Origin of the sequence: uncultured Roseobacter sp. (genome assembly GCF_947488185.1) — a bacterium.
Taxonomy (GTDB): Bacteria; Pseudomonadota; Alphaproteobacteria; order Rhodobacterales; family Rhodobacteraceae; genus Roseobacter.
Genome location: NZ_CANKYM010000003.1, coordinates 446,649 through 458,722 on the forward strand (window position 1 = coordinate 446,649; position 12,074 = coordinate 458,722).

11 protein-coding genes and 1 tRNA gene are annotated in these 12,074 nt (G+C 57.4%); 7 read left to right on the top strand and 5 right to left on the bottom strand.

Annotated elements, in window-relative coordinates; translation table 11 throughout:
• Positions 1-130 precede the first annotated feature (130 nt).
• Positions 131-1,930 carry an ABC transporter ATP-binding protein gene (locus tag Q1A52_RS13360; RefSeq protein WP_300016135.1) on the bottom strand — a complete coding sequence of 600 codons (1,800 nt, stop codon included), beginning with the start codon at positions 1,928-1,930 and terminating at the stop codon, positions 131-133.
• Between the two features lie 520 nt (positions 1,931-2,450).
• Here Q1A52_RS13360 and Q1A52_RS13365 point away from each other — a divergent pair.
• Entirely contained in the window at positions 2,451-3,584 is a 1,134-nt protein-coding gene (locus tag Q1A52_RS13365; RefSeq protein WP_300016137.1) for a rhamnan synthesis F family protein, read from the top strand.
• 387 nt (positions 3,585-3,971) lie between these two features.
• Here Q1A52_RS13365 and Q1A52_RS13370 read toward each other — a convergent pair.
• Positions 3,972-4,045, bottom strand: a tRNA-Cys gene (locus Q1A52_RS13370).
• Between the two features lie 146 nt (positions 4,046-4,191).
• Here Q1A52_RS13370 and Q1A52_RS13375 point away from each other — a divergent pair.
• The 3 genes from Q1A52_RS13375 to Q1A52_RS13385 all read left to right on the top strand — a co-directional run bounded on the left by Q1A52_RS13375 (position 4,192) and on the right by Q1A52_RS13385 (position 7,155).
• The gene (locus Q1A52_RS13375) at positions 4,192-4,845 is read left to right on the top strand and encodes a protein-L-isoaspartate O-methyltransferase (RefSeq protein ID WP_300016139.1); all 654 of its coding nucleotides are present in this window, start codon (positions 4,192-4,194) and stop codon (positions 4,843-4,845) included.
• 48 nt (positions 4,846-4,893) lie between these two features.
• Positions 4,894-6,336, top strand: a complete 1,443-nt coding sequence (locus Q1A52_RS13380) for a TolC family outer membrane protein (protein ID WP_300016141.1) — start codon at positions 4,894-4,896, stop codon at positions 6,334-6,336.
• A 162-nt stretch (positions 6,337-6,498) separates the two neighbouring features.
• A complete protein-coding gene (locus Q1A52_RS13385; RefSeq protein ID WP_300016143.1) occupies positions 6,499-7,155 on the top strand; it encodes a hypothetical protein in 657 nt (218 codons plus the stop codon).
• A gap of 23 nt (positions 7,156-7,178) precedes the next feature.
• On the opposite strand, the gene Q1A52_RS13390 is transcribed toward Q1A52_RS13385, so the two are convergent.
• A complete protein-coding gene (locus tag Q1A52_RS13390) occupies positions 7,179-8,648 on the bottom strand; it encodes a cobyric acid synthase (protein ID WP_300016146.1) in 1,470 nt (489 codons plus the stop codon).
• Between the two features lie 63 nt (positions 8,649-8,711).
• On the opposite strand from Q1A52_RS13390, the gene Q1A52_RS13395 reads away from it, so the two are divergent.
• Complete coding sequence (locus tag Q1A52_RS13395; protein ID WP_300016149.1) at positions 8,712-9,290, top strand: cobalamin biosynthesis protein CobQ; 579 nt, start codon at positions 8,712-8,714, stop codon at positions 9,288-9,290.
• 56 nt (positions 9,291-9,346) lie between these two features.
• Here the strand turns inward: Q1A52_RS13395 and Q1A52_RS13400 are convergent, their stop codons facing one another.
• On the bottom strand, positions 9,347-9,667 hold the full coding sequence (locus Q1A52_RS13400) for a DUF6280 family protein (protein WP_089420757.1): 321 nt from the start codon (positions 9,665-9,667) through the stop codon (positions 9,347-9,349).
• A gap of 219 nt (positions 9,668-9,886) precedes the next feature.
• Here Q1A52_RS13400 and efp point away from each other — a divergent pair, with 219 nt between their 5' ends.
• Entirely contained in the window at positions 9,887-10,450 is a 564-nt protein-coding gene (efp, locus tag Q1A52_RS13405) for an elongation factor P (RefSeq protein ID WP_195818737.1), read from the top strand.
• A 62-nt stretch (positions 10,451-10,512) separates the two neighbouring features.
• Here the strand turns inward: efp and Q1A52_RS13410 are convergent, their stop codons facing one another.
• Positions 10,513-11,253 (bottom strand): folate-binding protein, encoded by a 741-nt coding sequence (locus Q1A52_RS13410; protein ID WP_300016152.1) that lies wholly within the window; start codon positions 11,251-11,253, stop codon positions 10,513-10,515.
• Between the two features lie 68 nt (positions 11,254-11,321).
• Between Q1A52_RS13410 and Q1A52_RS13415 the strand changes: the two genes are divergently transcribed.
• A complete protein-coding gene (locus tag Q1A52_RS13415; protein WP_300016155.1) occupies positions 11,322-11,996 on the top strand; it encodes a TIGR04283 family arsenosugar biosynthesis glycosyltransferase in 675 nt (224 codons plus the stop codon).
• Positions 11,997-12,074: the final 78 nt, after the last annotated feature.

Genomic DNA, 12,074 nt, shown 5'->3' on the forward strand with positions numbered 1-12,074 from the left:
GATTGTTGTGTCCTGCCGGGATCGTCTTATGCAAGGGCCTGTCAGTGGCCTTGAGTGCGACAGTACGTTGCGATGTTCGAGGGCTGCAATTCGAATAGTAACCCCCTCGGCTTTTGTGTGCGGGCGTCAGTCAGTTGGGCGTGGATTCCTGATTGTACTGAAGGTCGTAGAGATTTCGGAATACACCATCCAGTTCAAGCAATTCATTCAGATTTCCTTGTTCGATTATCTGGCCGTCTTCGAGAACAAGAATCTTGTGTGCGTTCAGTACCGTCGCAAGGCGGTGTGCGATGACAATTGTTGTCCGCCCCTCGCTAAGCCTGAGCAATGCTTCCTTGACCAGATTCTCTGATCCACTGTCCAAAGCACTCGTTGCTTCGTCCATCAGCAAAATTGGACTGTCGCGCAGGACCGCACGCGCAATTGCAATACGCTGACGTTGTCCGCCTGACAGGTTAGAACCGTTTTCGCCGGCTGGAGAGTCATAGCCTTGCGGCATTTTCACAATGAATTCGTGCGCGTTGGCCGCACGGGCTGCCTCGGCAATCTGATCTTCCGTGGCACCCTTGCGACCAAGCGCAATATTGTCCCGGATGCTGCTATCAAAGAGGAAAGTTTCCTGACCGACAAATGCAATCTTTTCCCGCAAGGATGCAATTGTCGCTTCCCGAAGATCGTAACCATCGATTTCGATATGGCCAGCAGTCGGATCATAAAGTCGCATGATCAGGTTGATAACTGTAGATTTGCCACCACCGGATGGTCCGACCAGCGCTGTTGTCTTGCCGGCCTCAAACTCCACATCGAGATTTTTGATCACGGGTTGGTTCTGATCAGCGCCATACTGAAAACTGACGGACCTGAAGGAAACGGTCCCCTGTCCCTCAGGCAGATCCGCGGCGTTCTCGCTTTCGACAATTGCAATTGGTGTATCCAGGACTTCGTACATCAGCGCCACACTGACCATATTACTCTCAATGCTGATACGCATGCGTGCAAGGCGTTTTGCCGGTTCATAGGCCATCAAAAGTGCCGTCACAAAAGACATAAGGCCGCCTGCGGTTGTGGAGGCCTCGCCAAAAAGATTCAGCGCGCTCAAAGCGACGACTGCGGCGATTGCAAAACCGGAAAGGGTTTCCATCAGCGGGCTTGTTGCTGCACTCAGCCGTGCCATGGCATTTGTTCGGCTTTCTACCGTCGAAACGGCCTCTCGCATCCTGTCCTCCATCTGTTTTTCAAGCGCGAAGGCTTTGACCACACGGATGCCCGAGGATGTTTCATTGATTATTTTGATGATCTCCTTCGAAGAGGCGATCTGGCCCTGTACTATGTTTCCGACGCGCTTCAGGAGCAGCCGTATCCCCAAAAGCGCCAGCGGCCCAACAATCAGAGATATCATTGAAAGCGTAGGCTGCTGATAAAACATGACGATTATCAGACCGACCAGTGTCAGCGTGTCACGGACTGCGCCCATCACAATGAGCTCGATAACCGTCCGTGCACCCTGCGCGGACCTTGTGACCCGGTTTAGAATGTCCGAAACTCCGCTATCGCTGAAGAAGGCAACGCCGTGCCGTAAAATGCAATTGTACAGGCGGCGCTGTTGCGAAGCGATAATACTGTTGCCTGCATGGCTGAGTGATACAACCTGGACGTATGTTGCAGCACCCTTGATCGTAAAGATCAATGCCACAGCAGCGGCAACGGACAGAACTCTGCCGGGTTCAGATGACTCCACGAGTGAATCGATGATGTCTTCCATGATCCAGGCTGTGAGGGCGGTTGTTATCGCGATAACGACCATCGCACCGATCGCGATGGAATAATTTCGAGTTTGGAGTTTGAAGTTTTCCCGCAGCAGCCGACGCAACATCTTGCCGTAAGATGCCTGGACTGCGTCCTTCGCTCTTTGCTTTATGTCGCTGCTCATACTGTCTCCTAGGTATGTGGGATTACCGGTACTGTAAAGCATCCAGAAACGCTGCCCTGAAAGACCGCGCCGGGGTGTGGTGTCAAGGCTTGGCAGGCCAAAATACACAACAATGAGGGGATGTTTGTTGATGCCCGACGATCGCCAACTGACCAAAGAAACCGGCCGAATACACGGTGGGCGCGTTTGTCGACATAAACTTGCTGTTTGGCCTTTAAGCCGTTGTGTGAATGACTTGGTGCGCACGCGTTCCTCACCCGTGCATCGGACAGAATGGTTGCAAATCAGCGCTTCTTTTGATGTGAACGTGATACTTGGAATACTAACGTGACTGGGCGTGTTTGCCGATGTCCGTGAGCCTGAAGTTTTATTCTGGCCGGGAGCGAGCAGAAGCCGGGGCACCACAAAAAAGGGCTTGTGCAAATCCGTCCGGCGGTTGAGAAGGCGCCGGGAGGGCAGGTAAGAAGTACAACCGGAACTTGTTTGCACTTGTCCGGCGGTAAACGGTAAAAGGCTCAAGATGATACCTCGATGGAAACTCAAACGCGAACTGACGCGCCTTTTGAGCAATTCAGCGAAGTTTCCGGCGTCGTTCACGACGTGGTTGTTCGGCGCGGGCTACTACGACTTTTTCTTGTCCGGCCGGGTTCGGCAGGAGCCGGGAGAAATAGATGCCGGCCCCAGGCGGGCAGTCTATCTCATGTTCCCGTCAAAAGGGCTTTTGGCATCACACGAAAGATCTCTTCGGTATCTGCTGCGAAAGAATATCGCGACGACGGTGGTCTCTAATTGTCCACTTTCGCCGGCAGACAAAAACCGTGTGTTGGCGTTGTGTCATCGCTACATTGAACGCCCCAATTTCGGATATGACTTTGGCGGCTACCGGGATGGGCTGCTGTCGATGGGAGACGAACTTGCCAGCCTAGGACAACTCGTCTTGCTGAATGATTCATCATGGTTTCCTATCACAGACAAGACCGATTGGCTCGATCAGGTCGAGGCACTGAATGTTGACTTTGCTGGAGCGGCCTCAAATTACGGAATGTCCCGCCCCGATCCAGAGAGCTATCGCAGTATTAAAGTCGACTATTGTACTGACCACCCGAATTTTCACTACTGTTCGTATGCGCTTAGCTTTTCAAGCAGGACACTGTCTCATCCGGGCTTCCTGCGCTATTGGAAGAAATTTCCCCTCAGCAATAGCAAGAAACGCACTGTGAGGCGGGGTGAGATCGGATTGACCCGATGGGCAATCAGCAATGGATTGACGCACGGTGCAACGTTTGATTCTGCAACGATACCGGAAAAGCTTGCCAGTCTCGAAGAGGCCCGGCTGCGTCATATCGCGGAAATGCTGATCATCATGGATGATCGCAAGCTTCGGCAACTCCAGGCGAGCGTTGAATCACAACTTTCCGCCATGCCCAAACTGGATCTGATCGGTTTCATTCTCACCGCGGCTGCCCGCAAAGGCGTCAGCTATGCCACGGCGGAGTTCAATATTTTTGAATGTGGTTTTCCGTTCCTAAAAAAGTCGCCGCTCTGGATGGAACAGGACACGTCGCAAAAGACACTGGACTTGCTGGAAAGACTCAACACCCCTGCGTCGCTTGAAGCCCTGTTCGAAGCGAGGACGTTTCTGACCCGTTTATGATTGGTGATGCCCAAGTTTTGATACGGCTAGACCGCCTTGTCACAACTATACTGAAGTGACGGATGCGATGAGATATTCGTTCGGCACCCCCCTCAAGGGCCGCAATACTTGCTGGTTTCGGAAACCAGATAACCGCTTTCGGCAAGATCGGCTTCAAACAAGACTACAAAGTGGCGTCGTATTGCGGCAATCAAATCCCGCCTTGTGCCAAACGTCCCAGGCAGAGCCGGGGAGAGCTGTTGTAGTTCGGTTTGGGGCGGTCACACCGCTCCCCCTGATGCGTTACGGGGGTGGAACGGGAACAGAACGAAGCATGAAAGGGTAGGCAAGTGAGTAGGGATTTTTATCCTACCCAAAAAAGATTTCCGCTAAGTGTTTGATTTTAAATGGAGGCGAGTACCGGAATCGAACCGGTGTACACGGATTTGCAATCCGCTGCGTCACCACTCCGCCAACTCGCCCTACATGGTGTGCGCGAAGTGCTATCCGATTAGCTATGATGCTGCAAGTGCCACAAAGCGGCAAAATACAGCGTATGAGCGTTGCCGCAGCCGAATGAATGTGGCACATCTGAAAAACACACAACTGAACGGACGAGTTTAGCCACATGACCGATTTCGCCGCCCGCCGCACGATGATGGTAGATACGCAGGTCAGACCGTCTGATGTGACCAAATTTCCCATCATTGATGCGATGCTGAGAGTGCCACGTGAGAACTTTGTACCGGCAGCGCAACGTGAAGCGGCCTACATGGGCGAAAACCTAGAGTTGGGTGAAGGACGGGTCATCCTCGAACCAAGAACGCTCGCAAAGATGCTGGATGCATTGGATGTTTCCAATGACGAGCTCGTGCTCGATGTGGGTGCGGGCATGGGGTATTCCTCTGCCGTAATCGCGCATGTTGCCGAAGCCGTGGTTGCCGTCGAAGACGATGAAACCATGGCGTCCGAGGCGCAGGAGTCTCTGGCTGAGGCTGGCGTGGACAATGTCATCTTGCACGTAGGTCCGCTTGCCGAAGGCGCGTCACAGCATGGGCCTTACGATGTGATGTTGGTGCAGGGTGGGATCACCGAGTTGCCTTTGACACTGCAGGATCAGATCAAGGATGGTGGTCGGGTCGCCTGCCTTTTCATGCAGGGTGCACTGGGTGAGGTGCGCATCGGGCATAAGAACGGTGGCGTAATTTCCTGGCGGATGTCGTTCAACGCCGGCGCGCCGGTGCTGGCAGGTTTTGGAAAAGAACACGTATTCGAACTATAATTCAATCAGGGGCCCGGGCAGGGCAATGGCAGGAAGAGGCGTACAAAAATGGCCCAAGCGAAGAAATCGAAACGGTTGATATCCTTCTACCGCGGTCTGGCCTGGTCTGCAGGTCTTGTGGGTGTTCTGGTCGGACACCCGATGAAAGCCGAGACATTGGCGGACGCCTTGGTGGGAGCCTACAAGACCAGTGGGTTGCTGGAACAAAACCGCGCTCTTCTGCGCGCAGCGGATGAAGATGTGGCTGCGGCAGTTGCTGCTTTACGCCCCATTCTCAACTACAGCGCCGATCTGACCCGCGACTTTGGAGATCGTCGATCTTTGACGACAACCGGCGGTTCCACCGTGAGCGATTTGGAAGCCACAACAGGCACTGTCGGCCTGGCCGCGTCGCTGCTGCTTTATGATGGTGGCGCAACGTCATTGGGTGTGGATGCGGCGAAGGAAACCGTGCTGGGCACGCGCCAACAGCTCATAAGCTTGGAGCAGAACGTTCTACTGCGGGCGGTGTCCGCCTATCTAAACGTGGTCGCCGCGCGTGAATTCGTGTCCCTGCGTCAGAACAACCTCAGACTGCTGACGCAGGAACTGCGCGCTGCGCAGGACCGGTTTGAGGTGGGCGAGGTGACCCGCACCGACGTGGCGCAAGCGGAATCGAGCCTCGCCGAAGCACGTAGTGGTCTGGCAACTGCTCAAGGTGATCTTCTGCAAGCGGTAGAAGAATACCGCAGCGTAGTGGGCAATACGCCTGGACAGCTGACGCCACCACCATCACTGCCCAGACTGGAAAGCAATGTGGAAAACGCGCGTGCTCGTGCGGTGCAAAGCCATCCTGATCTGCGGGCAGCCCAGCATTTCGTTGCGGTGTCGGAACTCAACATCCTGCGTGCAAAAGCATCGCTCAACCCGACCGTGTCGGCTGTGGGGTCCGTTGGCGTGTCCGAGACCTTTGGAAACAGCAACTACACGCGTTCTGGCAGCATCGGCATCGAATTGACTGGTCCGATCTATCGCGGGGGCGCTTTGTCTGCCGGTATCCGGTCTGCAATCGCGTCGCGCGACGCACAGCGTGGCAACCTGATCGAAGTGCGCAAGCAGGTCGCACAGGATGTCGGTTCCGCCTATGCCTCACTGGCCGCGCAGCGCGCCAGCTTGCAAGCCAGTGAAGAGCGTATTCGCGCAGCACGTATCGCGTTTGAAGGTGTACGGGAAGAGGCCACGCTAGGTGCCCGGACCACGTTGGATGTGCTGGATGCGGAGCAAGAGCTTCTGGATGCGGAGACTTCCCGGATTTCGGCTCAGGCCAACCTTTATGTCGCGGCCTACGCCGTTTTGCAGGCGACCGGGCGTCTGACTGCACGGGATCTTTCGCTGGGTGTGCAGCAATATGACCCCAGCGCTTACTACGATCTGGTGAAAGACGCGCCTGTGCCTTCGTCAGCACAGGGCCAACGGCTTGATCGCGTTTTGCGTGCATTACAAAAAGACTGACAACTATAACGACCCATTGTGCGGTAATCGCCTGAGGGGTAGAGTTGAAGTGAGTAAGCGTGGTGCAGTATGTCAAAACCGGTTTCGAATTCAGATGTGGAAGACGTGTTGTCTTCAATCCGTCGTTTGGTGAGTGATAACAAGGTCCAAGGAGTATCTTCCATGGCACCTGAGACGCCTGATCGATTGATCTTGTCGCAGCAGCAGCGGGTTTCTGAAAGCGATGTCTTGCGCTTGCAGCCAGCCGATGCGGTGAATCTGCCTGAAAACGCGCATAGCGACTCCGAAAATACGATAACGCGCACTGATGACACTTCTGAAACGAAAGATCAGGAGACGGTTTTTTCTTCTGATGCGGACGCAGTGTCTGTCGAAACCACTGAAGAGACCGAAACAACAAAAGACGAGGCAACCGCGCGGTTTGGCGTAAACGAGTTAACGGCAAAAATCGCAGAGCTTGAAACGGCGATTGCGAAGACGTCGGATCAGTGGGAACCGGATGGTGTCAGCAAAGATGACTACGCCGGAACCGAAGCCGAAGGCATGGCATGGCCAGATGCAGCGGAACTGGATGCGACCGGCACACCAATAGGCGAGGCGCACAAGGCGGATGACGCAGAGGTTGCGCCCACCGAAATTCTTGCTGCGAAAAGTCCCATTGATGACCAGGTTCTGGACGAAGAAGCGCTGCGTGATCTCGTTGCCGATATTGTGCGTTCCGAGTTGCAAGGGGCCTTGGGCGAGCGGATCACTCGGAATGTGCGCAAGCTGGTCCGCCGCGAAATCCATCGGGCCCTGGCGGCGCGCGACCTCGACTGATCCGTCTTTCTGAGCGCGGCGGACTAGGGGCGGATCACCGGTGGCCGAGCCAACGCAAGCAGGGAGTCCAGATCAAGGTGGGTTTCCAGATGATCCGCCAGATCATCCAGCGTCGCCTCAACTTGGGCGTCATAGGCCGTCTGTGAAGTCTGTCCGAACTGCGCAAGCCAGACGGCGCGAAACGCGTCCGAGCTGAAAATCCCATGCAGATAACAGCCCTGGATCTGGCCGTTCTTGGCACTTGCCCCAGTCGGTGTTCCGCCAATGCTGAGCCAGGGATACGCGCAGTCCGGCCCCTGCGTATCGCCCATGTGTATCTCGTAGCCGCTGAGCGCTGTGCCGCTTTCCAAGTGCGTTCCCTCGCTAAGCGCCAGCGTCTTGCGTGGGTGCAGCACAGTCTCTACGTTCAGGTGCCCAAGACCGGGAGCGGCCCCCGGCGGCCCTTCGATCCCTTCGGGGTCCGCAATCGAATTGCCCAGTATCTGGTAGCCGCCACACAGGCCCAGCACGTGCCCGCCGCGACGGACGTGGGCGGCAATATCGACATCCCAGCCTTCGGCGCGCAGGGCGGCGAGATCGGACAGCGTCGATTTGCTGCCGCCCAACAGGATGACGTCAGCCTCGACCGGCAGGGGAGCCCCACGTGGGGCGATGATGACGTTGACATTCGGCTCGGCGGCCAGCGGGTCCAGATCGTCAAAGTTGGAGATGCGTGGCAGCTGCGGCACTACGACAGTGAGACCAGCCCCGCCTGATCTGGCGCGCGCGGGCAGGTCGGCGACATCTTCGGCAGGCAGGCGGCCCGCGCCTTCGAACCAGGGGACAACACCCAGACAGGGCCAGCCGGTGCGTGCGCAGGTATCGTCACGACCTTCATCAAAAAGGCGAGCGTCGCCCCGGAATTTGTTGATTGCAAAGGCTTTAATGAGATCACGGTCCGCGTCGTCAAGGACGGCCTGCGTGCCCACGATCTGCGCGATGACGCCGCCGCGATCAATATCCCCCATCAGCACCACGGGCACCTCAGCCGCGCGGGCAAACCCCATATTGGCAATGTCGCGCGCGCGCAGATTGGTTTCCGCCGGGCTGCCAGCGCCTTCGACAAGGACCAGATCGCACCCTTCCGCCAGCCGATGGAAGCTCTCCAGCACAAAGGGCATCAGGCGATCCTTGGCCGCCCCGAAATCCCGCGCGTCCTGTTGGCCATAGACCTGGCCTTGCACAATGATCTGGGCGCCAGTGCTCGATTGCGGTTTCAGTAGCACCGGGTTCATATCCGTGTGCGGTGCGATCCCGGCTGCCTTTGCCTGCAACGCCTGCGCCCGCCCGATTTCACCGCCATCGACGGTGACGGCGGCGTTGTTCGACATGTTCTGCGGCTTGAACGGGCGCACGGCAAGGCCCCGGCGTGTATAGGCGCGCGCAAGCCCGGCGACGATCATCGATTTGCCGACATTGCTGCCGGTGCCCTGGATCATGATGGCGCGCGCCATGGCGTTCCTCTTTGATGTTTGGCGCAACCTGACGCATGATCGCGCAAAGGAAAAGGACCATTCATGAACACGCCCGCACATTTGCTGATCGGGGCCGCTGTGATGGGCCGCAAGAGCACCCGCCCCGTTGTCTGGGCCGCGATTGCGGGCGCTTTGCTGCCGGATCTGTCGCTGTACCTATTGGCAGGCAGTGCGCTCTACATCTTTGGTATTGCTCCGCAGGTCGTGTTTGACGAGCTCTACTTCTCCCACAACTGGCAGATGATTTTTGCGATCGACAACTCGTTTCTGATCTGGGGCGGGCTGTTTGCCGTGGCACTCTGGCGCGGTGCGCCCTGGGCGATCGCCCTGACGGGGGCGGGACTGCTCCATCTGTGCTTTGATTTTCCGCTGCATCATGATGACGGGCGGGCGCATTTCTGGCCCCTGACGGGCTGGGTATTCGAAAGCCCGCTCAGCTATTGGGATCGCGATCATGGGGCGATGTGGCTGGCACCCGTTGAGGCCGTTGCAGCAAGTCTGGCCGCGATCACGCTCTGGCAGCGCAGGTTCGGATGGGGATTGCTGGTGTTGATCACGCTGTTACTGCTCGCCGAAATCTGGATCGTGCGGCAGTGGTTGTTCTTCTTTACAGACAGCTGAAAACACAAAAGCGCGCCCGACCGGGGCTCGCTTTTGTTCATAAGATCGAATTTTGATCAGGCAGCTTCGGCCTGTTGTGCAGCATTGCGACGTTCGGATTCTTCACGCGACAGCGCAACAGACGTCCGGACACCTTTGCCCACGAATTCCATCAGTCCGGACACAACCCGCTCGTTGGGGTCGATACCGGCGCAGCTCAACACTTCGCGGCCGTCGCGCGACCGCGCCCAGCGTGCGATTTGCTCAGGACCATTGCCATACTTCTTGTCGTCCGCGATGGCGTCGTCCAATGCAGCCAGTACCACGGCTGCAAAAAGTTTACGTGCACGATTGCCTTGCTCGTTATTGAAGGCTGTGCCGTCAACGAAATCCTTCATTCGTCGTCCTTTCCATTATTCTTGCTCTTGTCTTTCGGCATGACGCTCCTTATGGCGGAGTTCAGACGATTCGGATACCCCGTAATTGCATGACTTCCATGCATCGTGCGCATAGCTCTCTGCAGATGCAGCACGAGATATCGTTGTCTTGTCACCACCCAACCTGCCAGATATAGGGTGCGTCAACAATTCATCAACCTTTTGCCACGGTTCGGTCATATGCCTAAAATCAACGGAAACGAGATCCGCCCCGGGAATGTTCTGGAGCATAATGGTGGCCTTTGGGCTGCGGTCAAAGTTGACCATGTGAAGCCCGGGAAGGGCGGTGCGTTTGCACAGGTAGAACTGCGTAATCTCCGAAATGGTTCCAAATTGAATGAACGCTTTCGCAGTGCCGACAAGGTTGAGCGGGTCCGGTTGGAGCAGAAGGACCAGCAGTTCCTCTACGAAGACGCAGGCATGCTGGTCGTCATGGATACAGAAACCTATGAACAGGTGCAGTTGCCCGCCGAGTTGCTGGGCGAACGGCGTCCGTTCCTGCAGGACGGCATGACCATCGTCGTCGAATTCTATGAGGAAGAGGCGCTGAACGCGACTCTGCCGCAGAAGGTGACGTGCAAGATTGTCGAGACCGAGCCAGTGGTCAAAGGTCAGACGGCGGCAAATTCCTTCAAGCCCGCGGTACTGGACAACGGGGTCAAGGTCATGGTGCCGCCCTTTGTCGGGCAGGATGAAGACATCGTGGTCAACACCGAAACGATGGAATATGCGGAACGCGCCTGAGGCGCGACACAATACGCCGAAGGCGCTTGGGATGCACGGGTAGGTGCGGCACCCGCGTAGCCTCAAGCATTGTTGCGCGTGATGGTCGCTTCGCCCGCTGACATCTCACCTTTTGCGCGATCAAACCTCAGGTAGGCGATACCCGCATCCTCCGTGCGGCTGAGCAGGGTGCCCGCCGGCTTCCCATTTGCCGTGATTTCCGTGCCCGTCTCAGCCGCGCCGGAGATACGGACCTGTGCCAGGCCTTTGCGCAGCTCGGTCTTGTGTTTCATGCGCGCGGTGACTTCCTGCCCGACGTAACATCCCTTGCGGAAATCCACGCCGGAGAGACGCTCAAACCCTACTTCGAGAATAAAGGTATCCTGGGTCAGTTCGACCCCGGTTTCCGGGATCAGATGTGCCACCCGCAGCGCCGTCCAATCCACATCATCGTCCGTTTGGGGCGCATCCCGATAGGCGCGCCAGCCCAAAGCGGTGTGACGCGGATCGGCAAACCCATCCTCGGGCGGCTCTCCAAGGCCACGGTGCAAATGCAGCGGGGCTTGCGTGATCGTGACATCGGCGCGCAGTTTATACATCGTCAGGCGCTGTGTCAGCGCGTCGCCAAGGCCGTCGGCCACATCCAGCAGAATGCCGTCCGGCGCGGCGGCGAGAAAAAAATCGGCGATGTATTTCCCCTGCGGGGTGAGCAGAGCGGCATAGACCAGCCCGTCACGCAGCCGCTCGATATCGTTGGTGATCAACCCCTGCAGGAACTCCCGTGCGTCAGCGCCGGAAATCTGAAGAATGCGACGTTTGGTCATGGGGGGGTCCTCTTTTCGCCTTCAATGACATATAGACGTGTCGCCGAAAAGAAGAAGAGGCATAACCTATGCGTGCACCGATTTCGGTGATCATCCCCACACTGAACGCGGAGGCCCATCTCGGCGACTGTCTGGCAGCACTCATGCCGGGGCTGGAGGCGGGTATCATCCGCGAGTTGATCGTGAGCGACGGTGGCTCTGACGATGCCACCGTTGCGGTGGCCAAGGCCTGGGGTGCGGAGGTTGTGACCGGCTCGGCGTCGCGCGGTGGGCAGTTGGCGCGGGGATGTGCGCGGGCGCAGGGTGCATGGCTTCTTGTACTGCACGCAGATACGCAACTGCGTTCCGGATGGGTCGGCCCGGCGATCCTGCATCTGGACACGCGCAAGGCGGGCTGGTTCCGGCTGGCCTTTGCCAATGGGGGCGTGGCTGGGCGCGTGGTGACAGGCTGGGCCAACCTGCGCAGCCATCTCGGGCTGCCGTACGGAGATCAGGGGTTATTGCTGCCACGGGCAATGTACGCCGATGCGGGCGGTTATCCGGACCAGCCACTGATGGAAGACGTCGCACTGGCCCGCGCGCTCAAAGGCAAGCTGGTGCCGATCGATGCGGTGGCGGAGACCAGTGCCGCCCGATATCGCGCGCAAGGGTGGCTGCGGCGCGGGGCGCGCAACCTCTGGACCCTGCTGCGCTATTTCAGCGGCGTTTCCCCGCAACGGCTGGCCGAAAGCTACCGCCGCTGAGACCGATCTATTCGCATTGAATTCGTCAATTTCGACGCCGGGCGCTTCGCTGATTGACCGGGCGAAATAGACGGCTAA